Origin of the sequence: Pseudomonas sp. 02C 26, assembly GCF_002843585.1 — a bacterium.
Lineage (GTDB): Bacteria > Pseudomonadota > Gammaproteobacteria > Pseudomonadales > Pseudomonadaceae > Aquipseudomonas > Aquipseudomonas shirazensis.
Genome location: NZ_CP025262.1, coordinates 701,004 through 723,369, shown reverse-complemented (window position 1 = coordinate 723,369; position 22,366 = coordinate 701,004). Strand labels below are relative to the sequence as shown.

Sequence of the window (22,366 nt, the reverse complement as noted above, 5' to 3'; positions counted from 1 at the left end):
GCCGGCTTAGGGAAGTGCCGTTTCTCGCTCCAGCAACTGCCGTTTACGCTCAACTCCCCAGCGGTAGCCGCTCAGATCACCGTCACGGCGAACGACCCGATGACAGGGGATGGCCACGGCGATGCGGTTGGCTGCACAAGCGAGTGCTACTGCCCGCACGGCTTTTGGCGCACCGATGCGCTCGGCGATATCGGTATAGCTGACGCGCTGGCCTGCCGGGACTTCACGCAAGGCCTGCCAGACCCGCTCCTGAAACGCCGTGCCCTGCACATCCAGCGGCAGGTTAAGGCCCAGTGCGGGTTGTTCAACAAAGCCCACTACCTGCGCGATCAACTGCTCGAAGCGGCTGTCTGCACCGATCAGTTCGGCGTTGGCGAACTGATCCTGCAGGTCATTGAGCAACTGCGCAGGGTCATCGCCAAGAAATATCGCGCAGACCCCACGCGCACTCTGCGCCACCAGAATCGCGCCCAGCGCGCACTGCCCAACGGCAAAGTAAATGGTCGCGCCTGCACCACGTGCGCGGTACTGCTTGGGCAACATGCCCAGGCGTTGGCCGGCGCCTTCGTAGAAGCGGCTGTTGGAGTTGTAGCCGGCATCGAACAGCGCTTCGGTCACGGTCGCCGCCTCGCCTTGCAAGCGCTCGCGCAGGCGCTGGGCGCGAAATGCCGAGGCATAAGCCTTGGGGGTAAGGCCGGTCTCGGCCTTGAACAGGCGGTGCAGATGAAACCGGCTGACCGCGAGCTCGGCCGCCAGTTGGTCAAGGCTGGGCAGGCTCTCACTGGTTTCGATCAGGCGGCAGGCGCGCGCAATCAATGCGGTACGCCGGGCGCTGGTAGTGTCGACAGGCTGCATGTCGCAGTCTCCTGGCTGGGATGGGCAAAGCGTGGCAGAGCCTCAGCCAGCGTTCACTCCGATTCTTGCGCTTGTTCCACTGGTCAGCCTACCGCACGCCACAGATACCACGCCGCAGCGGTCCGATAGGGGCTCAAGGGTAGTGCCAACGCGCGCATCTGCGCAGGCGTCGGCGCCTTGTCCAGACCCTTGATGCGCCGATAACCCTCGCGCACACCAAAATCATCGACCGGAAGGATATCCGAGCGCTCCAGGCAGTAGATCAGCAGCATCTCTACCGTCCAGCGGCCGACCCCACGCAACGTCACCAGCCGCTCGATCAATTCGTCATCGGCCATACCCAGCGCCTCGGCCCGGCTTGGCACCAGGCCGTCGAGGCGGGCCTGGGCGATGCCCTGCACAGTGGCCAACTTGTTCGCCGAAAAACCACACCCGCGCAGCGCCAACGGGGTGGTCGCCAGCAACTGCTGAGGGCTGGGAAACGCCGCCTCCGGGTATAACGCGAGCATCCGCTGCAAGATCGCCTCGGCCGCGCGCGCGTGCAACTGCTGGTAGGCAATCGCCCGCACCAACGCCTCATAGGGCTCACGCCCGGGGGTAGCGCGATGCAGGCAAGGGCCTATCGTCGCAACATGACGGGCCCAGTCAGCATCAATGCTGGCCAGATGAGCGCTGGCCTGCTGCAGCCCCGCCGCGCTGAGGTCGGACACAATCATTGGCATAAACCTGTGTTGAGCCTGATCGCCCATCTTAGCCCAGGCCTTTACCTGAACCCTACTTCACCCATAGAATTGAGAACCATTAACAAACGCATATAACTCCAGTTCAGGGCCATTGATCCGATGCAGATGAACGACACGCTCAAGCCGTCCGAGGTCGATCTGCTCTATCAAACCCACCACGCCTGGCTGCGTGGCTGGCTGCGGACTAGAGTCGGCTGCATGGAGAACGCTGCCGACCTGGCCCAGGACACCTTCGTCCGCCTGTTGCGGGCACGCCAGGTATCACCGCTGAAGGAACCCCGCGCTTATCTGAGCAGCATCGCCCGTGGCCTGATGATCGATCAGTTTCGCCGCCGTGCGCTGGAGCGGGCCTATCAGGACAGCCTGGCCTGCCTGCCCGAGGGCGAAGCGCCCAGCGAAGAGTACCGGCTGATCATTCTCGATACCCTCGAACGCCTGGATCGCGCCCTGCAGCAACTCAAGCCGCGGGTGCGCCAGGCGTTTTTGCTGGCACAGCTGGATGGCTTGAGCATTACCCAAATCGCCCTGCGCCTGGAGGTTTCCCGCGCCACCATCGAACGCGACCTGGCCAAGGCACTTGGCGTCTGCTACCGGTTGCGCTATGCCGACCTCTGAGCGCACGCCGGCGCAGGCCCAGGTCGATCAGGCCATCGACTGGCTGGTCAAGCTGCGTTTCGACGAGCCAAGTGCACGCACCCAGCGCCAGTTCCAGCAATGGCTTGCCAGCCATCCACATAATGCCCTGGCCTGGCAACGGGTCAGCGAGCTGAGCGAAGAGCTGGCCGGCCTGCCCAGCGACTTGAGCCGGCGCACCCTCGATGGCAGCCGCCGGCAGCGCATCAGCCGCCGCGATCAGCTCAAGCTGATGGCCGTGCTGGCGGTTGGCGGCAGCCTCGGCTGGGCGGCGCGTGAACCCCTCGGCCTGCAGGCACTGCTCGCCGACAGCAGTACCGGCACCGGCGAGCAACGCCAGGTGCAAGGCAGCGACGGCAGCACAATCCAGCTCAACACCGCCAGCGCCATCGACCTGCGCTACAGCAGCGATCAGCGCCAGTTGAGCCTGCTGCGTGGCGAACTGACGCTGGACAGCAATGGCGCCGATAACCGGCCTTTCATCGTCAGTACTCGGGTGGGTCAGCTGAGCACGCAGAACGGGCAATTGTTGTTGCGCGAAAACGACGCCGGCTTGTTGCTGGCGGTGCGTCGTGGCTCAGTCACTGTTGACTCGCAGAGCAACCCGTTGCGACAGGTGCAGGCGGGCCAGGTAGTGCAATTGTCGATGTCTGGCGCCGCGTCAGCGGTGCAACTGCATGGCGATCCCTGGGCCTGGACCGACGGCGTGCTCAGCGTGCAGCAGATGCCCCTTGGCGAGTTCATCAGCGAGCTGTCGCGCTACCGGCCAGGGCTGTTGCGCTGTGCAGATGAGGTTGCTCGGTTGAGGGTGTCCGGTACCTACCAATTGGCCGATACCGAACAAATTCTGTTGCTGCTGGCGCGCACCCTGCCGGTGCGGATCGACTACCGCACACGCTACTGGGTCAGCATCGGTGCGGCCTGAAAAAAACTGAAAATAAATGAGGTGGAATCTCATTCTCGCTCGGCCTGAAGGAACAAAGCCCGAAAAGTGGACTTGATCATCTCCAGGAGCGCTGCATGATTCACCGCCGTCCCCACCGCCCCGATCGCCTGCGGCATGCCGTCCAGGCCGCCCTGCTCGGCCTCGGCCTGAGCGCCGCCGCTCTACCCGTGCTGGTCCAGGCCGCCCCCGTCAGTCAGAACCAGCAACGTGACTGGGACATCGCCGCCGGCCCGCTGGCCAGCGCACTGGACCAGTTGGCCCGGCAAGGCGGCCTGAGTCTGTCGTTCGACGCCAACAGCCTGCAAGGCAAGACCACCCGAGGCGTGCAAGGCCGGTATGACAGTGCCCAGGCCTTGTCGATCGTACTGCAGGGCAGTGACGTGCAGGTCCAGCAGGAGAGCGCCAGCAGCTTCCTGCTGATCCCGGCAATCGACGCCGGCGGCGCGCTCGAGCTGGGCGCGACCAGCATCTCCAGCGACCGCCTGGGCGAGACCACCGAGCATTCCGGCTCCTACACCACCGGCGCGGTGACCATCGGCAAAACCGCCCAGAGCATCCGCCGCACCCCGCAATCGGTCACCGTGGTCACTCGCCAGCGGATCGACGACCAGAACATCACCAATCTGACCAACCTGCTCGAGCAGACCCCGGGTGTGGTGGTCAACATGACCGACAGCGAGCGCGTGCAGTACTACTCCCGCGGCTACGCGATCGACGCCATTCAGTACGACGGCGCCACCGTGGTGCAAGGCAGCGGCGGTGGCTCGTTTATTCAGAGCGACTCGGCAATCATCGACCGCGCCGAGATCCTGCGCGGCGCCACCGGGATGCTGCGCGGTGCCGGCAACCCGTCCGGTACGGTCAACCTGGTGCGCAAGCGCCCTAGTGCCGAGTTTCAGGGTGAAGGCAGCGTGACCCTGGGCAGCTGGGATGCCCAGCGCTATGTGGCCGATGTGTCCGGCCCGCTGACCGAAACCGGCAACGTACGTGGGCGGATGATTGCCGTGCACGACGACAAGGATCACTTCCAGAACTCGCGCATGGAGCGCAAAGAGGTGCTGTACGGCGTACTCGCCTTCGACCTCAGCGACAGCACCACGCTGACCACCGGCCTGGAATGGACCAAGCTCGACGCCACCGGCGCCTGGGGCAACCTGCCCGCCGACTTCGACGGCAAGCCGCTGCCGTTTGGCCGCAGCACCTACTTGGGGTCGGACTGGAACCGCTGGGATCGCAGCAATCTGCAGACTTTCGCCGAGCTGGAGCACCGCTTCGACAACGACTGGAAGCTCAAGCTGATGGCCCAGCGTACGCACTTTGAGCTTGACGACCACGGCTTCAAGCAGACCTTCTTCAGCCGGCCCACTGGCACCAGCAATCCCTACCTGATGAATTACCAGGTCACCGAAGGAGATGGCGGCGAGAGCATCCAGAACAACCTCAGCGCCACCCTCAACGGCCCGTTCGAGCTGCTCGGTCGCACCCATGAATTGATGCTCGGCGTCGAACGCATCCGCAACGACTCCTACGCTTCGGCCACCAACAACGTCGCCTCGGGGCAGTTCGATCTGCGCGACTGGGACCCGAAGACCAGCCTGCCGGAGCCGGATATCACCATCTTCGCGCACCCGGTGCGCACCCGTACCACCCAGCAGGCGGCCTATGCCACCTGGCGCATTTCGCTGGCCGAGCCGCTGACGGCGATCATCGGTGCGCGCAACAACTGGTACGACTACGAGCAGGAAAACAACGTCAAATCCAACGGCAAGTTCGCCGTCGACAACAAGATCGTGCCGTATGCCGCGCTGATCTATGACATCAACGACAACTTCAGCACCTACGCCAGCTACACCGAGATCTTCAACCCGCAGACCGCCACCGGGGTCAGCGGCGCGGTGCTCGAGCCGACTACTGGTGAAGCCTACGAGACCGGGATCAAGGGTGAGTTCTACGAAGGGCGGTTGAATACCTCGCTGGCATTCTTCCGCATCTATCAGGTCGGCAACGCCCTGGATGACATCAGCGGGCCTAACCCGTGCCTGCCCAACTACACCAGCGGCTACTGCAAGGTCGCTGCCGGCAAGAACCGCAGCCAGGGCTTCGAGCTGGAGATTTCCGGCGAGGTGCTGCCGGGCTGGAACGTTGGCGGCGGCTATACCTACAACACCACCGAGTACCTGAAGGACACCAGCAACAGCACCGGCAACCCGATCCGTACTACCGACCCCAAGCGCATGTTGCGCCTGTTCACCAGCTACCGCCTGCCGGGCGAGCTGGAGGCGTGGACCATTGGCGGCGGGGTGCAGGCGCAGAGCGATATCTACAACCGCAATGGCACTGCCGAAGCGTCGCAGGCGGGCTATGCGGTGTACAACGGCATGGTCAACTACCGCTTCAACCAGCAGTACTCGCTGCAGCTCAACGCCAACAACATCTTCGACAAGAAGTACTACCGCCAGGTCGCGCCGACGCCAACCGGCTATTACTGGGGTGATCCGCGCAACGTCTCGGTGACCCTGCGCGGCAGCTTCTGAGCCTTCGCCGAGCGCTTACTCGGCGGCTGCCTTGAGCTTGCCGGCGCGGCGGTACGACTGCCGAGCAAAGCACACGAACAGCCCTGCCATCAGTGCCAGCGCCATCGGCAGGCCATGCGGTGCGGCGCCCATCGCGGCGCCGCTGAGCAGCGGTCCGATCAGGCTGCCGACGCCCCACAGCAGGCCGACGCTGGCATTGGCCGTGACCAGGTCGCGGCCCCTGAAGCGCTGGCCGATCAGCACCAGCGCCAAGGTGTAGATGCCGCCAGCCACTGCGCCCAGCAGCACCAGCATCGGCCATAACAGCCAGCTCATCTGCAGCAACCACGGCAGGCCAATACCGATCAGCATTGCTACCACTCCGCACAGCAAATGCAGGCCGGTGCGCTCGACCCGATCCGCCAACCAGCCCAGCGGCAGCTGGAACAGCATGTCGCCGGCAAACACCACGGTCACCATCAGCGCCGCCACGGCCACGGCAAAGCCATGACTGGTGGCATACACCGGCAGCAACGACAGCACCACCGCATCGAAGAACGAGAAGAACAGCACCGCCACACACAGCGCCGGTGCGACCCGGAAGAAACCCGCCAGGGTAAAGCTCTTGTCGTCTTCTTCAGCGTGTTCGACGTGGTCGTTGGGTACGGTCAATACGATGCACAGCAGGGCCAGGCCATAGCAGGCCGTGACCACCCCGGTGATCCACGGGCTATGCGCGCCGACCAGCGCCAGCATCGCCGGGCCAAGGACCTGAAAGCCGGTAAAACTGGTGGCGTACAGCGCCATGATCTTGCCGCGGTTGTGCTCCGGGCAAAGCTCGTTGACCCACGATTCACCCAGAATGATGGCGATCCCCATGCCCAGGCCAAGCCCCAGTCGCAACAGGGCCAGCAGCCAGATCGATGAGAACGCCCACTCCAACAGGCCGATGGACAGCGCGCACAAGCTGAAGCACAGCAAATAGATGGTGCGTCGGGTCAGGTAGCGGCAGCAGGCATCGACCAGAAACGCCGAGAGCATCATCCCCGCCGCCGGTATCGCCGCCATGATGCCGATCTGCAGGGTGTTGGCACCGCTGTCCTGCAGCCGCAACGACACCAGCGGCAGGCTCGCCCCGAGGCTGAAACCCACGACCGATACGGCGAACAGAAGGCCCGCCAGCAAACGCATGTTCATTACCCACTCCTTGCATGCCGGCACGGCGGCACCTGCGGCCGCGTCGGCTGATAACCCTGAAAAATGACTGCACACAGGCGCCCATGGCCAGGCGCAATGGGCGCTGGTCGCAGCGGCGCGAATCAGTTCAGGGCAAGGTGTGGCGAGAAGGTGAAGGCAAACAGCACGCTGCGCCGCCGCTTGAGCACCGTGTCGCTCGGCCAGGCACGCCGACAGGCCTGGGCTGCAGGCTGAAGGGCTTGGAGGAGACGCTGACTACGGCGCATTGCATCGACTACGCAGGTAAAGAGGAAGCGGCACTCTAGGCCAAGGCTGGCGAGCGCGTCAATCTGCGTGGAGCTGGGCTGCAGCTCCACGCTCTTTTAACGTTTGCCGGTAGACGGCAGCAATATTGCCAGCAGGCCAAACAGCGGCAGATACGAACAAAGCGCATACACGTATTCGATCCCGCGCAGGTCGGCCACGTAGCCCAGCAGCGCCGCACCGATGCCGCCAAAGCCGAACATCAGGCCGAAGAAGATCCCGGCGATCATGCCAACATTGCCCGGCACCAGCTCTTGGGCGTAAACGACGATGGCCGAGAATGCCGAAGCGAGGATAAAGCCGATCACCACACTGAGGATGGTGGTCCAGAACTGATCGGCGTACGGCAGCGCCAGGGTGAACGGCGCCACACCGAGAATCGAGAACCAGATCACCGCCTTGCGCCCGAAGCGGTCGCCAATCGGCCCACCAAAGAACGTCCCCGCCGCCACCGCGCCAAGGAACAGGAACAGGTGCAACTGCGAGCTGGCCACCGAAACGTCGAACTTTTCGATCAGGTAGAAGGTGAAATAGCTGGTGAAGCTGGCCATGTAGAAGTACTTGGAGAACACCAGCAAGCCCAACACCACCAATGCGCCAATCACGCGCTGGCGCGACAGGCCATGGGTCGCTTCTACCGCCTTGCGCGCCTTGGCCTGGTTGAGGTGCTCCTTGTACCAGCGGCGCAGCAGCAGGGTTACGCCGAAGAAGAACAAGCCAGCCAGGCCGAACCAGGCGACATGGGTCTGGCCGAACGGAATGACGATCGCTGCTGCCAGCAGCGGGCCCAGCGCCGAGCCGGCATTACCGCCGACCTGGAAGGTCGACTGGGCCAGGCCAAAGCGCCCACCCGAAGCCAACCGGGCAATCCGCGATGTCTCGGGGTGGAATGCTGACGAACCGATGCCGACCAGCGCCGAAGCCACCAGAATCATCGGGAAGCTGCCAACAAATGCCAGCATCACGATCCCGACCAAGGTGCACAGGGTGCCCAGAGGTAGCAGATTCGGCGTCGGCCGCTTGTCGGTGAAAAAGCCCACCCACGGCTGCAACAGTGACGCAGTGATCTGGAACGTCAGAGTGATCAGGCCGATCTGGGCGAAGCTCAAGTTGTAATTGGCCTTGAGCATTGGGTAGATCGCCGGCAGCACGGCCTGGATCAGGTCGTTGATCAGGTGCGCCAGCGCACAGAAGCCGATGATGCGCATCACCAGAGGGTTGGCACCTGAAGCCGTAGTTGCGCTGGAGGTGGTTTGAGAACTGCTGATGGCCATGGGCTCGACATCCGTCCGCGGGTTTGGGATCCGATTATCGGGAAACAAATCGACACATAGCTAGCTTTTTTACCATCGGTCCGACACGCGCTTGTAAATGGTTCTCAATATAATTAGCATCCATGGCACATTGCCCCACTCCCTTTCGCCGCTTCCGCCTCACCTGCGAGCAGACCGATCAATGAACCCAATGCCCGCCCAGCAGCCCACGCCCGACGCCGATCGCGAGGCACTGGAGTGGTTTTCCATGCTCCGTCAGCCAGGTTGCGATGAGCAGCAGCGGCAGGCGTTCGCCACGTGGCAGCAGCAGGACCCAGCCAACGCCCGCGCCTACGCTGAACTGGAAGCCTACTGGCAGCAACTCACGCCTCCCCCGGCAAGGCCGCGCCCGCGTCAGTTGAAAACCCGCCGCAGCTATCTCGGCAAAACCCTCGCCGCGCTGTTTCTGTTGATCCTCGCCGCCCTTGCCTATCTGTATTGGCCATTGATGCAGCGCCTGGCCAGTGAACTGCACACCGCCAGCGGCGAGCGCCGCAGTGTGCGCCTGGCAGACGGTTCAACGATGCACCTGGACAGCGCCAGCGCGATGAACGCCGACCTGCGTGGGCGCACCCGCCAGTTGCAACTGGTGCAAGGTCAGGTTTCGCTCGAAGTGGTGCTCGATGGCCGCGCCCTGGAAGTGCAGGTCGGCCAGGCGCGCATTCAGGTCTACGGCACTCGCCTGATGATCGCCCGCAGCAGCCAGCGTGACGAACTGGTCGTGCTCAACGGCAAAGCCATGATCATTCAAGGCGGCGATCAACGCCTGCTCTCGGCCGGCGAACGGGTAACCTTCACTGAACAGCGCATCGACCCTGTGCAAAAAATCGACGTGCAGCGCGTCGAGGCCTGGCGCAGCGGGCACTTGCAGGTCAAGGATCAGCCCCTGGCCAGCGTGCTCGAGCGCCTGGCCGGCTATCAAGGCCAGCGCGTCTGGCTGATGGATGAGCAAACCGCTTATCGCCGGGTCAGCGGTGATTTCAACCTCGACCGCGCCCAGGCCAGCCTCGATCAGCTCGCCGCCGAGCAGCAATTGCAGCTGTATAGCCTGTTCGGCCAGTGGCTGATCGCCCGCTAAAACCGCACGTGCAGGCTAAGCGGTTGAAACCGTGTAAATTTTTTTTGATCCGGGTGTTGACAGAGGGGCGTCTGAAGCGAATAATGCGCGCCAGTTGGCTACATAGCTCAGTTGGTTAGAGCATAGCATTCATAATGCTGGGGTCCGGGGTTCAAGTCCCTGTGTAGCCACCACCCTTCAGATCTACAGATTTCTCACGAGGTCTGTAGATCTAACAAGAAGCCCGCCTAGTGCGGGCTTTCTTGTTTCTGGCGTTCTGTCCTTGAATCGCCCTGCAACTCCTCTGCGTATTCCTCTGGGCAAATTTCCCCGCCTGCCCTCTCAGTGCCGATGCCGCGAGAAGTCAACGCACTTACATTCAGTGCGTATGATTATTTACATTCACCACGTATCAATATAGGGTCCCTTTCATACGCCGCGTATGTTCTGCTCCAGGTGACACTGCCGGACGACAAGGCTTGCCTGACAATTCAAAGGACCTGAACCATGAGCACGTCTTCATCCAAACTCACAGCAACCTCCGCGCAGCACCCCTGGCTGGCCGTCAGCGCAGTCGGCCTTGCGACATTTTCCGTGGTCACCACTGAAATGCTCCCGGTCGGGCTGCTGCCACCGATTGCCGAATCGCTGAATACGTCCACCGGCACGGCAGGGCTGATGATCTCACTGCCTGCACTACTGGCAGCGTTTTTTGCCCCGCTGGTGGTCATCGCATCCGGCGGCATTGATCGGCGCAGGATCCTCTGCGGATTGCTGGGGCTGTTGGTGATCGTCAACATCGCCTCGGCGTTGGCCCCGAGCATGGCCTGGATGCTGGCCGCGCGTGTACTGGTCGGCTTTTGCATGGGGGGGATCTGGGCGATCGCCGGGGGGCTGGCGGGGCGGCTGGTGGCGGCGCACTCGGTTGGCCTGGCGACCTCGATCATCTTCGGCGGGGTGGCCGCTGCTTCGGTGCTGGGCGTGCCGCTGGGTGCATTGATCGGCGACTATGCCGGGTGGCGCTGGGCCTTTGCCGGCATGGCTCTGTTCAGCGCATTGGTGCTGGCGCTGCACCTTGCGGTGATCCCCGGGCTACCGGTAACCAGTTCGGTGACCATGCGCCAGTTTGCCCAGCAGCTGGGTAGCCGCAAACTGCAAGTGGGGTTGCTGCTGACGCTGGCACTGGTCGCCGGGCACTTCATGCTGTTCACCTACGTGCGGCCATTGCTGATGTCGGTGTCAGGCTTCGATAGCCAATGGGTCAGCGCACTGCTGTTCGCCTATGGCTTCGCCGGCATCGTCGGCAACTTCCTTGCCGGCGTCATCGCCGCGCGGCGCACAGCACGCACCTTGCTGGCGATCTCGACCGGGCTGCTGCTGACGCCGGTGCTGTTCCTGCTCATCGGCAATTCCAACCTCGGCGGCGGCATGCTGTTGCTGGTCTGGGGGCTGGCCTATGGCGGCGTGTCGGTAGGCCTGATGACGTGGATGATGAAGGCCGCGCCGCGTGCGGTGGAGGTCGCAACGGCGCTGTACGTCGGCGTGTTCAATGTCGCCATCGCATTGGGGGCATGGGCCGGTGGCCTGGTTTTGGACAAGCTAGGCCTTACAGGGAATCTTTGGCTGGCGGCTGGGTTCGCAACTATTGCCCTGCTGCTGGCGCTCGGTGTATGCCTGGCTGAGCACAGGGCTGCAAATGCTGATGTGGGCTCACCACCGCTCCAGTGCCAATAGCAGATTGTCATGCACCCTCGCCTGGATAATAATGAGATATATTATCATCCGTAGCGATCAGTCATGGACGCAGGGCTCAAGGCTTCAAACTCACTGAATATCGGCCACCTTTATGGCGAGCACCATGGCTGGCTCAAAGGTTGGCTGCGCACGCGCACTTGCAACAGCGCCGATGCAGCCGACCTGGCTCAGGATACCTTCATGCGTATGCTGACTTTGCGGCAAATGCCTGCTCTGCGCGAACCCCGTCATTACCTGGTAACTATCGCTCGAGGCCTGCTGATCGACAAAGCCCGTCGGCAAACCCTTGAGCGGGCGTACCTGGAGGTATTGGCGGCGCGACCGGAGCCGCTTGAGGTTTCGCCGGAAACCTACCACCTGATCATCGAATCGCTGCTGGCCATCGACACCCTGCTCGATGGCCTGGGCCAGCGCACCCGGCAGATCTTCCTCATGGTGCAACTCGAAGGCCTGAGCTATGTCGAGGTGGGCAAGCGTCTTGGCCTCTCGGTGACAACGGTCAAGAACCACCTGAGCAAGGCATTGATGCAGTGCATTGTGTTGATGGACGCATGACCAGCGCGCCCGCTTCTGTGCCCGGTAAAAATCATCTGCAGGCGGCAGTAGCGTGGTATCTCGCGCTCAATGACAACGAGGTCACGCCAGACCAGCATCAGGCCTGGCAACGCTGGCTCGATGCTGACCCTGCACACGTCAATGCCTGGGCGCGGATAGAAAAGCTCCAGCAACAATTGCGCGGCGTGCCTGGTGAGCTGGCCTTGCCGGTGTTGTCGCAGATGGGCGTGCAGCGCCGCCAAGGTCTCAAGCTGCTGCTCCTGCTGGCCACTGGCGCCGCAACTTTAGCCGGTTATCGCAGCTCGCCCTACAGCGCCGACTTCGCCACTGGTACTGGCCAGCGCCGGCACGTAAAGTTGCCTGATGGCAGCCGCCTGGATTTGAACACCGACACTCAGGTTGATATCGCCTACAGCGCACAGCAGCGATTGATCGTTCTACGTCAGGGCGAAATCTTTGTGACGACTGCGTCCGAGCAGGCGCCCGCGCGACAGCTTGCAGTACAGACACCTCACGGAAGGGTTCTTGCGCTAGGAACCCGCTTTGATGTCCGCGTGCTGTCAGGTTTCAGCACGGTTGAGGTGGAGCAGCATGCAGTCGAGGTCAGCAGCCGCGACGCGCCACGTCAGGTGCAACGGGTCGAGCACGGCCAGGCGCTAACCTTTGGCGCGGCCCACATGGGCAATATACGCCTTGGCTCTGCCGGCAACAGCGCCTGGACCCAAGGCGTGCTGGTGGCGATTGACTGGCGCTTGGCGGACTTCATTGGCGAGCTGTCGCGCTACCGTGCGGGCTATCTGGGCTGCGCCGAGCAGGTCGCGGACTTGAGAATATCCGGCGCGTTTCGCCTGGATGATATCGATGGAGTACTGGCCAACCTGCAGGTTTCGTTGCCGGTAAAGGTACGCCAGCTTTCGCGGTACTGGGTACGGATAGAGGCGTAAACAGATTTCACCCGTTGCAGCTTGCCGATTGCGAGTTTCGTTCGGCTCATCAGTAGAGCGGTCATTCAGCCGCCATTACTGCAACGGCATAGGAAGTCACGCATGAGCCCCCCCACCCCTCTCGCAGCTTTGCGCTTTCGCCTCAACTCCACACTGCTGCGCATCAGCCTCGGCGGTGCGCTTTGTGCTGGCGCGGTAGCCACTCCGGCCTGGTCGCAACAAGCTGCGCAACAACGTGAATATGCAATTGCAGCCGGGCCTCTGGATACCGCGCTCAGCCACTTTGCCGCCAGCAACGGGGTGACGTTATCGTTCGCGTCGAGTCAAACCGAAGGCTTGTTCAGCCCCGGTCTGAACGGTCGTCACACGTTTGCCGAGGGTATTGCCCGGCTGCTCGCCAACAGTGGATTACAGGCACGCCAGGAAGGGCCGCAACGCTACACCCTGGTCAGCACGCCAAGCGATGCAGCGCTGGAACTCGGTGCCACCACCATCACCGGCGCGACTCTTGGCGCCACCAGCGAACATACCGGCTCCTATACGACCGGCCCTATGCAGACCGCCACCAAGCTGGCCTTGAGCATGCGCCAGACGCCACAGTCGGTCTCGGTAGTTACCCGCCAGCGCATGGATGACCGTGGCATGCAGGACCTGCACGACGTGATCAAGGACGTCCCCGGGGTCACCGTGGAAAAGGACGGCCCCGAGCGCCCGACCTACTACGCCCGTGGTTTTCAGGTCGACAACATCATGTACGACGGCCTGCCGACCACCGTGTCCAGCTACACCGCCCGGGACACCATCGCCGCCGCCGACACCGCCATGCTCGATCGGGTCGAAGTGGTACGCGGCGCCACCGGCTTGATGAGTGGTTCCGGCAGTCCCTCTGCGGCAATCAACCTGGTGCGCAAGCGCCCGACCAAGGACGCTCAGGTCAGCGTGACTGCCAGTGCCGGCAGCTGGGACAACTATCGCGGCGAGCTGGATGCCTCCAGCGCCCTCAACGACAGCGCCAGCCTGCGCGGCCGGGCGGTCACCAGCTATCAGGTCAAGGACAGCTTCCAGGACGTGGTCAACAAAGAGCACGCACTGTTCTACGGCATCGCCGAGGCAGACCTGAGCGACAGCACTACCCTGACCGTAGGCGCCTCGAATCAGAACCTGAACAACAACACCGCCTGGGGCGGCGTGCCCACCGCCAGCGATGGCGGCGACCTCAAGCTGTCGCGCTCGACCTATCTGGGCAATGACTGGGGCCGCTGGGATCAGGACAACAACAGCCTCTTCAGTGAGCTCGAACAGCGCTTCGACAATGGCTGGAAACTGCGCCTGGCAGCGACCAGGATGTGGTCCAAGCTTGATCTGCTGGCGTCCTACGTCAGTGCCGGTGCAGTCGACGGCAGCTTCAACCAGATGACCGGCAAGTTCAAATACAGCAATGAGCAGAGCAGCTATGACGCATTTGCCAGCGGCCCGTTCAGCTTGTTCGAGCGCGAACATGAACTGGTGATCGGCGCCAGCCGCCGCAAGGAAACCTTCCACGGCAACGGCACCACAGTCTTGTCGGCTGCCGATATCAACATCTACAACTGGAACCCCCACGTAACCGCGATTCCAGCGTTCAACATGGGCGCCTGGCAGCAACAAAGCGAAACCGAACAAACCGGCGCGTACCTCACTGGCCGCTTCAGCCTGGCCGAACCGCTGCACCTGATTCTGGGTGCACGCCTGGACTGGTACGACTACCAAATCGACAACTCGAGCAATATTGCCGGAGTCCAGCCGACCTCCAGCCAATACGACGTCAGCCGTAACCTGACCAAGTACGCCGGGCTCATCTACGACCTCGACGACACTTACTCGGTGTACGTCAGCTACACCGATATCTTCACCCCGCAAGGTGTGGTCGATAGCCAGAACAAGGCCATCCAACCCATCGTTGGCAAGAACTATGAAGCCGGCATCAAGGCCGAATATTTTGACGGCACCTTGAACGCCAGTGCCGCCCTCTTCCGTATCGATCAGGAAAACCGCGCCTCGGTGATCAATACCCCAGGCGTCTGCCAGACACCCGCCGGTGTATCCTGCTACCAGGCCTCTGGCGAAGTGCGCAGCCAAGGCCTGGAACTCGAAGTCAGCGGCGCACTGAACGAGCGCTGGCAAATGGCGGCTGGCTACACCTACAACGCCGCCAAGTACCGCAAGGATGCCAACCCGGACAACGAAGGCCGGCTGTTCGCCAGCGACCTGCCCCGCCATTTGTTCAAGGCCAGCACTACCTACCAACTGCCTGGCACGCTCGAACGCTGGCGTGTCGGCGGCGCCGTCAGCGCGCAGAACACCATCTACAACCAGGGCAGCGGCTACCGCATCGAGCAGAAGGCCTACCAGGTGCTCGACCTGATGGCTGGTTACAAAGTCTCGGACAACGTCGACCTGCGCTTGAACGTCAATAACGTCTTCGACAAGAAGTACTACCAGAGCATCAACAGCAATACCTGGAACGGCTTCAACGTTTATGGCGAACCGCGCAATGCCGCATTGACCGTGAAGTGGTCCCTTTGAGTCAGAAGCGCGCTGGCGATGTGCGGGCCAGGTTCTGACAGCGCTTGCCCGGCGCAGCGCCGATCTGCCTGGAGCGGCCGGTACAGCGCTGGGCGCAGCTAGCGGACATTGCGATGGAGCATCAACCGCGCGCTTTCATGCAGCCCATGGGTGAGCGTGCGCAAACGCTGGAATTCCTCGGGATACTGCGCGGCGACATCATCACGCGGCGTTGCCGAGGCCAGATCGTGCAGGGTCGGTGAGCTGCCGTCGTGCTGCATCTGCAGCAGGAAGTCCCTGGTCACGCCGCCGATGATCGGGAAGGTGCCCTCGCGCAATACCAGCGGCACCACCCGCTCGCCTTCCGGCGCTGGCTGCTGGATGTCGCGGCCCAGCGCGCCGTTGACGAAGGGCACGCCGGCCATGCCGGCTACGGTCGGCAACAGGTCAACCAGGCCCACCGCTTGTTCGATCACCCGCGGCTCAAGACCTGGGGCATGAATCAGCAACGGCACATTGTTGCTTTCCAGGCCCAGCTGTTCAAACGCCGGCGCCATGTGCGGGATCTGGCTGATGCGCGTGTTGTGGTCACCGAAGAACACAAAGATGCTGTTGTCGTAGTAACCACCGGCCTTGGCGATCTCCATCAGGCGGCCAATGTTGTAGTCGAGCAGGCGCACGGCGTTGTACTGCTCGACACTGCGCGAGCCGGCAGCATTGACTTGCTCAAGGGTTACGTCGACCACCTGGAAACCGTCGTTGTGCCTGGGGATGGTGAAGGGCCGGTGGTTGCCGGAGGTCTGCAGATAGGCGAAGAACGGCTGGTCCTTGGGCACGGCACGCAACAGCGCGTCGCTTTCCTTGAACAGATCCAGATCGGAAATCCCCCAGACGTCGACCCGCGGCGATTGCCAGTCGCTCTCTTCATACAACTGCACGCCGTCGATGCTCTGGCGGATCAGCGCGTTGATGTTGGCCCAGCCGGCATTGCCGCCGATCATGTAGAACTTCTGATAACCCTCGAAGGCGTTGATCAAGGTGTGTTGCCGAGTGATCAGCGGATTGCGCGTGGCCGTCTCTTGCCGGGTGACGTCAGGCACGCCAGTGATGCTCGCCCACACCGTTTTTGCAGTGCCGGTAACGGGCACATAGAAGTGTTTGAAGAACCAGCTCTGGCTGGCCAGCTTGTCCAGGTTCGGCGTTGGATTGAGCGGGTTGCCGTAGGCGCCGACGGCGCTGGTGCCGAGTGATTCGAGCATGACGAAGATGACATTCGGCGGGCGCTCGCCGGCCAGCTTGTAGGGCTGCACCGGCTGCTTGCGGATGAAGTCGAGACGGCCAGCGTCTGGTTGATCCACGCTCAGGTACTGGGCGATCTGCGGATAGTACTCACGCACTTTGGCTTCATCGTACTGAGCCTGGCCGGCCTTTAGCGTGTCATAGAGGAACAGCACCGGGTTCAGACCCACCGCTGCAACCTGACTGTTGCCGGAGAAGAATGCATCGCTCCAGCGCAAAGGCACCGGGTTTTCCAGGTTGAGGTTGGCAACCCGCCCGAGCAGGGCCAGCAGCACTGCAACTACCCCAATCAACGAAACCGAGGCCAGCGCCCAGCGGTTGATCGGCTTGCGCACAGCGTCCAGGGTCAGCCGTTCCAGGCATACCAAGGCCCATACCCACAAGCCGACTGCTGCCAGCCAACAGGCAGTTATCCACAGCACCGGATAGGTTTCCCAGACCATCTGTTGCGAGATTTGCGCGTCCTGCAGATAGCGCAGCACCGTCGCGTTGATCCGCACGCCGAGGTAGGCGTAGTGGCCGAAGTCGATGATATAGACCAGGCCCACCGCGGCCAGCACCACGGCCAGATAAACCCGCGCCAGCCAGCGCATGGCCGGCAGGGTAGTCAGGTTCCAGCGTGGCAGCCACGCCAGCACGGCCAGCGGCAGCAGGATCAGCAGCGCCAGACGCAGGTCGAAGCGCAGGCCGATGCCCAGGGTCTCCAGCAGCGCCGGGGTGGTCAGTTCAAGCCCGGAAAAACCCAGCAGAAACACCAGCCGCAAGGCCACCAGCAACGCGAACACCAAACCGATTGCGCCCACGCCGTAGCGCAGGCGGCGAGACTGCAACACTCCCATCATTGACCTCTATGCCATTTCATCAGGGGCCGCCATGCACTGCCGATCAGCAGCGCGGTTGCGGCGATCAGGCAGTACCCCGTCAGCAACGGGTCAAGCAGGTAATCCCAGTAGTTTTCCGAAGGTTTCAGGCGCAGGGCGAACGCCAGGGTGCCCAGTGCCAGCATCGCGACGGCCAGCGTGTTGCGCAGCCACAGCATCAGCAGCGCCAGCCCTGCCACCAGCACAATCATTGGCCGCGGATTGAAACCCCAGCGGTACGGATCAAAATAGGTCAGCCCCAGCGTGGCCGGGTACAGCAGCAGGCTCAGCAGCGTGAACGCCAGCAGCAACTGCATCCGCTGCGTGCGCTCGAGTGGTTGCAGCAGACCCAGGCGGGTCAGGCTCACCCAGGCCAGCAGGACCAGCGTGCTGAACGCCAGATCATCGGTAAAGCTGCGCACATAGGTTGCCAGCGACAGTTGGCTGAGCGGAATGAAGCTGGCCACCGCCAACAGCGGCAGCAGCCAGGGCCGCCACGCCGCGGTAAAACGCAGCGCGCTGAACGCGACAAAGCCGATCAGGACGAAACTCAGGTGGGCTTGCCATACCGAAACCATCACAGGCGCCCCGCCAGCCAGGCTTGGTTGAAGCTGACATGTTTGATGAAGGTGTTGTTCCACGAGTAGACCAGGTGGTACATGCCATCTGCACTGCGGCTGAAGTACGGATACGCGTACTCGAAATCGCAGCCACGCGGTTTACATACGCGGTAGTCGAGGTTACTCAGGAAGCGCTGTTCGAGCGGCAGCCGGCGCGCACCGCTGGAGGCGCGAAAGCCCTCACCAATGATCGCTTTATAGGCCTCGGGCGAGAACGGCTGGCCAAGTGGATCCGGCGACTGGTCCAGCTCCACCACACTGCGCCACTCGTTGAGGTCGGCGTCAGTGCCGTACAGGCTGAGCTTGAAGCGGCCATCCTGCAGGTCGTTCAGGGCTACCAGCAGACCGTCGTCGTCAGTGCCGACTGCGGCCAGCGACGAGTTGGGGTTGGCCGGTTCCAGCGGGTACGGTTTGCTCCAGGTCTGGCCGGCGTCTTCGGTACGGCTGCCCAGCACGCGGTGATGGGTTTCGCCGGCATAGCGCAACATCGCCACGGCGCGCTGGCCATCGAGCGGCACGATGGTCGGTTGCAGCGAGTGCTTGCCGCGGCTTATGCGGAATTTGTCGACCACCTCACCCTCGGCGCTCAGGTACAGGTACTCTGCAAACTTGCCCATGAACTCGTGGTACACCGGCAGGCCGATCGAGCCATCGGCGTGAAACACCGGCGCGGCGCGCACCAGGGTGCTGATATTGAAAAACGGCGAAGTCACCAGTTGCCGTGGCGCCGACCAGCTGCTTCCGAGGTCATCGGAGACCATCAGGTTGATCGCACTGGTGGCCCAGCCACCCACGGAAACCGAGACATAAAACATCCACAAGCGGTTGTCCGGGCCGAGCGCGATCACCGGATTGCCGAGCTTGCGGATATAGCGCTGGGTGCCGTCGCGGGTGCTTTCACGGGTAGCCAGCACCTGTTCGGCGCCCCACTCGTCAGTGCGCGGATCAAAGCGCGCCGCGCGCACCTGAACATCGGCCGCACCTTCGCGCGAGCCGGCAAACCACACGGCCATCAAGCCACCATCGGGCATGGCCGTGACCGAGGATGAATGGACAAAGTCAGTCAGCTGGCTGGAGACGAAGCGGCTACTGAATTGCGCCGGGGCCGGCGTGCCTGTGTCGTTCGAGCTGAGCTGGGCAAACGGCGCCAGCACATGGGGCGGATGGCTTTGCCAGGCAGCAAAAAACACCGCCAGCACGCCACAGATCATTAAGGCAGAGCGCATAGAGAACCTGTCGATGGGAGTATTACTGCGCACGCTCTTCCGGCAGGCGCTTCCTGCGGCCGGTGAGCATGGAGAGCGGCAGGTTGTCCCGCACCTGGATACTTTCAAACACTGCGGCCAGCACATGCACACAGACCAGCGCCAACAACACATCGGCGGCAGTCTCGTGGACTTGCAGCGGCCAATCGGCGCCCCACAGGACATCGACTTCTTGCATCAGGAACCCGCTGCTGCCAATCACCAGCAGCGCCAGCAGCATCAACAACATCACCAGCGCGCCAATAGGCGAATGGCCAAGACGGTGTTGCGGCTTGCCCTTGAGCAGTGAGCGCAGGTGCGCGGCAAGCCGTTGCGGAGTCGGCCAGAAGTCTGCCCAGCGCGCACTGCGCGGCCCGACGAATCCCCACACGCTGCGTACCAGCAGCCAGGCCATGGCGTAGTAGCCGAGCCAGACATGCCAGTCGTTGCCGGCTTCATTGAAGAAGTAGTTGGCGACGAAGACCCCGGCAATAGACAGATGAAACAGCCTTACCAAAGGGTCCCACAGGCGCAGGGATTCGCCCTGCATCAGTCTTTGATCTCGGTCTTGATTGCCTTGCCCGTGACCGGGTCATGGTAGATTTCGACCTTGCGCTTGTCCTTGTCGAAGCCGTAGATCTCGTAGCAGTTGCCGTCGGTGACCTTGAACTTGCTGATCTGGTAACCCTCGGCTTTGAGCTTGTCCTGGAAGGCAGTTTGGTCCTGCCACTGCGAGCGCTCGGCGGTGGTGCACTGCGGGCCGGCGACGGCCAGGGGGCTGGCGATGATCAGGGACAGCAGGAGAATTTTGCGCATGGGAAAGCTCTCGGCAGATGTGGGTGGGCCCACAATGCAAAAGCAACCTTAGGCCAACCTTAGCCGGTAACCAGCAGTTACATCTTTGCTGAAATCCGCCTGTGCAGAACCCGGCATGATGCCGCCGATTACTTCAGAGACTTCATCATGCGCCTACTCCTCGTCGAAGATGATCGAGCCCTCGGCCAGGGTATTCGCGTGGCCTTGGGCGCCGAAGGCTATACCCTCGACTGGCTGCAGGATGGGGTGGCCGCCTTGCACGCGTTACGCACCGAGAGCTTCGATCTGTTGTTGCTCGACCTCGGCCTGCCACGCCTGGACGGCCTCGACCTGTTGCAGCAATTGCGCGCCGAGCAGCAGGACCTGCCGGTGCTGATCCTGACCGCCCGCGATGGCACCGCCGCGCGTATCGCCGGGCTGGATGCCGGCGCCGACGACTACCTGATCAAACCGTTCGACGTCGACGAACTCAAGGCCCGCGTGCGCGCCCTGCTGCGCCGCAGTCAGGGCCGTGCGCAACCGCTGCTGGAGCACGCCGGGATCAGCCTCGACCCAGCCACACAACAAGTGCACTACCTGCACGCCGAGGTCATCGTCACGCCCATGGAGTACCAATTGCTGCATCAACTGATGGTGCGCCCCGGCAAGGTCGTCACCCGCGAGCGCCTGTCCCGTACGCTGTATGGCTGGCAGGATCGGGTCGAGAGCAATACCCTCGAAGTGCTGATCCATAACCTGCGCAAAAAGCTCTGCAGCGAGCTGATCCGCACCGTACGCGGTGTCGGTTATGTGCTGGCGGTGCAGGCATGATCTCGGTCCGCGCGCGCATTCTGGTCCCGGTACTGGTGATGATCCTGCTCGGCGACGCGTTGATCAGCTGGCTGGTGCTGCGCGACAGCCATGACGAAATCGAAGAAGTCTACGACGCGCAGCTCGCCCAGAGCGCCCGTCTGCTCCAGGGTGTACTGCGCCAGGGCGATGCTGGCGAGGCCGACTGGGAGCGCTTGTATCAGGCCTTCGACCAGGCCATGAGCCGGATCGGTGTCGACGGCGTCGCCCACCCTTACGAAACCCGTCTCACCTTCCAGGTCTGGCGCAGCGATGGCGAGTTGCTGGTGCGCTCGGCCGAGGCGCCGGTGCTGGCGGCGCCGCCCGCGACCCTCGGTGCCCATGACTTGCTCGATAACGGCAAAGAGTGGTGCGCGTTTCTCCTCGCCGACCCGCAGCAAGGCTTGCTGATCTGGGTGGGCGAGCGCGATGACATTCGTCAGGACCTGATCCAGCGCATCATGCGTCACACTCTGTGGCCAACCCTGATCGGCGTGCCGTTGCTGACGCTGGTGATCTGGCTGGTGATCGGCTGGGGCCTCAAGCCCTTGCGCAGCATGGCCCGTAAGCTCCGCGTGCGGCAGACCGGCAGCCTCCATCCACTGCGCCTCAAGCCGCTGCCGAGCGATCTGGAACCGATGCAGACCGCGCTCAACCGGCTGTTGCTGCAAGTCGAAGAGCTGCTCGCCCGCGAGCGCCGTTTTATCGCCGACGCCGCCCACGAACTGCGCACGCCGCTGGCGATTCTGCGCATTCACGCACAAAACGCACGCAACGCCGCCACCGCCGAGCAACGCCACGAAGCGTTGGATTTTCTGGTCAGCGGCGTCGACCGCGCTACCCGCATCGGCAGCCAGTTGCTGACCATGGCCCGTATCGAGCCACAACTGAGCGACCCCCAGCGCAGCCGCGTGCAATTGACCGAGCTGGTGCGTGAAGAGTTGGCCGAGTTGACCCCGCTGGCGCTGAACAAGGGTGTCGACCTGGTCCTCGAAGGTGACGAAGAGTGCTGGGTCGAGACCGAGCCGGTGGCACTGGCCATCGCCCTGCAGAACCTGGTGACCAACGCACTCAACTTCTCCCCGCCGGGCAGCGAAGTGAAGGTAGTGATCGGCGACAACCGCCTCAGCGTCGAGGATCAGGGCCCGGGCATTGACGAGGCAGACATGGAGCGCCTGTTCGAACGCTTCTACAGCCGGGGCAACGCCAATGGCGCCGGGCTGGGCCTGGCGATCGTGGAAATGATTGTCGACAAGATCGGCTGCGACTTGCGTCTGTACAACCTGCGCCAAGGCGGGCTCTGCGCCGAACTGACGCTGAGCCAGGCGCGCGCCAGCTGAG

The 22,366-nt window shown here is 62.8% G+C and carries 18 protein-coding genes, 1 tRNA gene and 1 pseudogene; 11 read left to right on the top strand and 9 right to left on the bottom strand.

The window, feature by feature from the left end; all coding sequences use genetic code 11:
• Positions 1-6: 6 nt before the first annotated feature.
• Both ada and CXQ80_RS03320 read right to left on the bottom strand, forming a co-directional pair.
• Positions 7-810 (bottom strand): annotated as a pseudogene (gene ada / locus CXQ80_RS03325) (bifunctional DNA-binding transcriptional regulator/O6-methylguanine-DNA methyltransferase Ada); the annotation flags it as partial.
• A 128-nt stretch (positions 811-938) separates the two neighbouring features.
• Positions 939-1,571, bottom strand: coding sequence for a DNA-3-methyladenine glycosylase (locus CXQ80_RS03320; RefSeq protein ID WP_101316464.1), 633 nt, complete (start codon positions 1,569-1,571; stop codon positions 939-941).
• 126 nt (positions 1,572-1,697) lie between these two features.
• On the opposite strand from CXQ80_RS03320, the gene CXQ80_RS03315 reads away from it, so the two are divergent.
• The 3 genes from CXQ80_RS03315 to CXQ80_RS03305 all read left to right on the top strand — a co-directional run bounded on the left by CXQ80_RS03315 (position 1,698) and on the right by CXQ80_RS03305 (position 5,711).
• Entirely contained in the window at positions 1,698-2,213 is a 516-nt protein-coding gene (locus CXQ80_RS03315) for a sigma-70 family RNA polymerase sigma factor (RefSeq protein ID WP_101316461.1), read from the top strand.
• Complete coding sequence (locus CXQ80_RS03310; RefSeq protein WP_101316459.1) at positions 2,200-3,156, top strand: FecR domain-containing protein; 957 nt, start codon at positions 2,200-2,202, stop codon at positions 3,154-3,156. Before CXQ80_RS03315 ends, CXQ80_RS03310 begins: the two co-directional genes overlap by 14 nt.
• A gap of 95 nt (positions 3,157-3,251) precedes the next feature.
• The gene (locus CXQ80_RS03305; protein ID WP_101316457.1) at positions 3,252-5,711 is read left to right on the top strand and encodes a TonB-dependent receptor; all 2,460 of its coding nucleotides are present in this window, start codon (positions 3,252-3,254) and stop codon (positions 5,709-5,711) included.
• 15 nt (positions 5,712-5,726) lie between these two features.
• On the opposite strand, the gene CXQ80_RS03300 is transcribed toward CXQ80_RS03305, so the two are convergent.
• A complete protein-coding gene (locus tag CXQ80_RS03300; protein ID WP_101316455.1) occupies positions 5,727-6,887 on the bottom strand; it encodes an MFS transporter in 1,161 nt (386 codons plus the stop codon).
• A 362-nt stretch (positions 6,888-7,249) separates the two neighbouring features.
• Complete coding sequence (locus CXQ80_RS03290) at positions 7,250-8,464, bottom strand: MFS transporter (RefSeq protein ID WP_101316450.1); 1,215 nt, start codon at positions 8,462-8,464, stop codon at positions 7,250-7,252.
• A 190-nt stretch (positions 8,465-8,654) separates the two neighbouring features.
• Between CXQ80_RS03290 and CXQ80_RS03285 the strand changes: the two genes are divergently transcribed.
• The 6 genes from CXQ80_RS03285 to CXQ80_RS03260 all read left to right on the top strand — a co-directional run bounded on the left by CXQ80_RS03285 (position 8,655) and on the right by CXQ80_RS03260 (position 15,379).
• Entirely contained in the window at positions 8,655-9,581 is a 927-nt protein-coding gene (locus CXQ80_RS03285) for a FecR domain-containing protein (protein WP_101316448.1), read from the top strand.
• Between the two features lie 96 nt (positions 9,582-9,677).
• Positions 9,678-9,754: transfer RNA gene (locus CXQ80_RS03280), tRNA-Met, on the top strand.
• 313 nt (positions 9,755-10,067) lie between these two features.
• Entirely contained in the window at positions 10,068-11,294 is a 1,227-nt protein-coding gene (locus tag CXQ80_RS03275; protein WP_101316445.1) for an MFS transporter, read from the top strand.
• 63 nt (positions 11,295-11,357) lie between these two features.
• Positions 11,358-11,870 carry a sigma-70 family RNA polymerase sigma factor gene (locus CXQ80_RS03270; protein ID WP_101316443.1) on the top strand — a complete coding sequence of 171 codons (513 nt, stop codon included), beginning with the start codon at positions 11,358-11,360 and terminating at the stop codon, positions 11,868-11,870.
• Positions 11,867-12,814 (top strand): FecR domain-containing protein, encoded by a 948-nt coding sequence (locus tag CXQ80_RS03265; RefSeq protein ID WP_101316441.1) that lies wholly within the window; start codon positions 11,867-11,869, stop codon positions 12,812-12,814. The genes CXQ80_RS03270 and CXQ80_RS03265 overlap by 4 nt, the downstream gene beginning before the upstream one ends.
• Positions 12,815-12,916: 102 nt before the next feature.
• A complete protein-coding gene (locus CXQ80_RS03260; RefSeq protein ID WP_101316438.1) occupies positions 12,917-15,379 on the top strand; it encodes a TonB-dependent siderophore receptor in 2,463 nt (820 codons plus the stop codon).
• A gap of 98 nt (positions 15,380-15,477) precedes the next feature.
• Here the strand turns inward: CXQ80_RS03260 and CXQ80_RS03255 are convergent, their stop codons facing one another.
• The 5 genes from CXQ80_RS03255 to CXQ80_RS03235 are packed head-to-tail and all read right to left on the bottom strand — an operon-like array spanning position 15,478 to position 20,197.
• Positions 15,478-17,496 (bottom strand): LTA synthase family protein, encoded by a 2,019-nt coding sequence (locus CXQ80_RS03255; RefSeq protein WP_101316436.1) that lies wholly within the window; start codon positions 17,494-17,496, stop codon positions 15,478-15,480.
• Positions 17,496-18,095 (bottom strand): hypothetical protein, encoded by a 600-nt coding sequence (locus CXQ80_RS03250; protein WP_101316434.1) that lies wholly within the window; start codon positions 18,093-18,095, stop codon positions 17,496-17,498. Before CXQ80_RS03250 ends, CXQ80_RS03255 begins: the two co-directional genes overlap by 1 nt.
• Positions 18,095-19,363 (bottom strand): exo-alpha-sialidase, encoded by a 1,269-nt coding sequence (locus CXQ80_RS03245; protein ID WP_101316432.1) that lies wholly within the window; start codon positions 19,361-19,363, stop codon positions 18,095-18,097. The genes CXQ80_RS03250 and CXQ80_RS03245 overlap by 1 nt, the downstream gene beginning before the upstream one ends.
• Positions 19,364-19,385: 22 nt before the next feature.
• On the bottom strand, positions 19,386-19,931 hold the full coding sequence (locus tag CXQ80_RS03240) for a cytochrome b/b6 domain-containing protein (RefSeq protein WP_101316430.1): 546 nt from the start codon (positions 19,929-19,931) through the stop codon (positions 19,386-19,388).
• Entirely contained in the window at positions 19,931-20,197 is a 267-nt protein-coding gene (locus tag CXQ80_RS03235; RefSeq protein WP_101316428.1) for a PepSY domain-containing protein, read from the bottom strand. The genes CXQ80_RS03240 and CXQ80_RS03235 overlap by 1 nt, the downstream gene beginning before the upstream one ends.
• A gap of 147 nt (positions 20,198-20,344) precedes the next feature.
• Between CXQ80_RS03235 and CXQ80_RS03230 the strand changes: the two genes are divergently transcribed.
• Both CXQ80_RS03230 and CXQ80_RS03225 read left to right on the top strand, forming a co-directional pair.
• On the top strand, positions 20,345-21,007 hold the full coding sequence (locus tag CXQ80_RS03230) for a response regulator (RefSeq protein ID WP_101316426.1): 663 nt from the start codon (positions 20,345-20,347) through the stop codon (positions 21,005-21,007).
• Entirely contained in the window at positions 21,004-22,365 is a 1,362-nt protein-coding gene (locus CXQ80_RS03225; protein WP_101316424.1) for a sensor histidine kinase, read from the top strand. Before CXQ80_RS03230 ends, CXQ80_RS03225 begins: the two co-directional genes overlap by 4 nt.
• Position 22,366 lies beyond the last annotated feature (1 nt).

Coding starts and splice junctions, on each gene's coding strand:
- CXQ80_RS03315 (WP_101316461.1), top strand. CDS start 1,698: ATGCAGATGAACGACACGCTCAAGCCGTCCGAGGTCGATCTGCTCTAT.
- CXQ80_RS03270 (WP_101316443.1), top strand. CDS start 11,358: ATGGACGCAGGGCTCAAGGCTTCAAACTCACTGAATATCGGCCACCTT.
- CXQ80_RS03230 (WP_101316426.1), top strand. CDS start 20,345: ATGCGCCTACTCCTCGTCGAAGATGATCGAGCCCTCGGCCAGGGTATT.
- CXQ80_RS03290 (WP_101316450.1), bottom strand. CDS start 8,464: ATGGCCATCAGCAGTTCTCAAACCACCTCCAGCGCAACTACGGCTTCA.
- CXQ80_RS03275 (WP_101316445.1), top strand. CDS start 10,068: ATGAGCACGTCTTCATCCAAACTCACAGCAACCTCCGCGCAGCACCCC.
- CXQ80_RS03320 (WP_101316464.1), bottom strand. CDS start 1,571: ATGATTGTGTCCGACCTCAGCGCGGCGGGGCTGCAGCAGGCCAGCGCT.
- CXQ80_RS03240 (WP_101316430.1), bottom strand. CDS start 19,931: ATGCAGGGCGAATCCCTGCGCCTGTGGGACCCTTTGGTAAGGCTGTTT.
- CXQ80_RS03255 (WP_101316436.1), bottom strand. CDS start 17,496: ATGGGAGTGTTGCAGTCTCGCCGCCTGCGCTACGGCGTGGGCGCAATC.
- CXQ80_RS03260 (WP_101316438.1), top strand. CDS start 12,917: ATGAGCCCCCCCACCCCTCTCGCAGCTTTGCGCTTTCGCCTCAACTCC.
- CXQ80_RS03300 (WP_101316455.1), bottom strand. CDS start 6,887: ATGAACATGCGTTTGCTGGCGGGCCTTCTGTTCGCCGTATCGGTCGTG.
- CXQ80_RS03285 (WP_101316448.1), top strand. CDS start 8,655: ATGCCCGCCCAGCAGCCCACGCCCGACGCCGATCGCGAGGCACTGGAG.
- CXQ80_RS03235 (WP_101316428.1), bottom strand. CDS start 20,197: ATGCGCAAAATTCTCCTGCTGTCCCTGATCATCGCCAGCCCCCTGGCC.
- CXQ80_RS03250 (WP_101316434.1), bottom strand. CDS start 18,095: ATGGTTTCGGTATGGCAAGCCCACCTGAGTTTCGTCCTGATCGGCTTT.
- CXQ80_RS03310 (WP_101316459.1), top strand. CDS start 2,200: ATGCCGACCTCTGAGCGCACGCCGGCGCAGGCCCAGGTCGATCAGGCC.
- CXQ80_RS03305 (WP_101316457.1), top strand. CDS start 3,252: ATGATTCACCGCCGTCCCCACCGCCCCGATCGCCTGCGGCATGCCGTC.
- CXQ80_RS03245 (WP_101316432.1), bottom strand. CDS start 19,363: ATGCGCTCTGCCTTAATGATCTGTGGCGTGCTGGCGGTGTTTTTTGCT.
- CXQ80_RS03225 (WP_101316424.1), top strand. CDS start 21,004: ATGATCTCGGTCCGCGCGCGCATTCTGGTCCCGGTACTGGTGATGATC.
- CXQ80_RS03265 (WP_101316441.1), top strand. CDS start 11,867: ATGACCAGCGCGCCCGCTTCTGTGCCCGGTAAAAATCATCTGCAGGCG.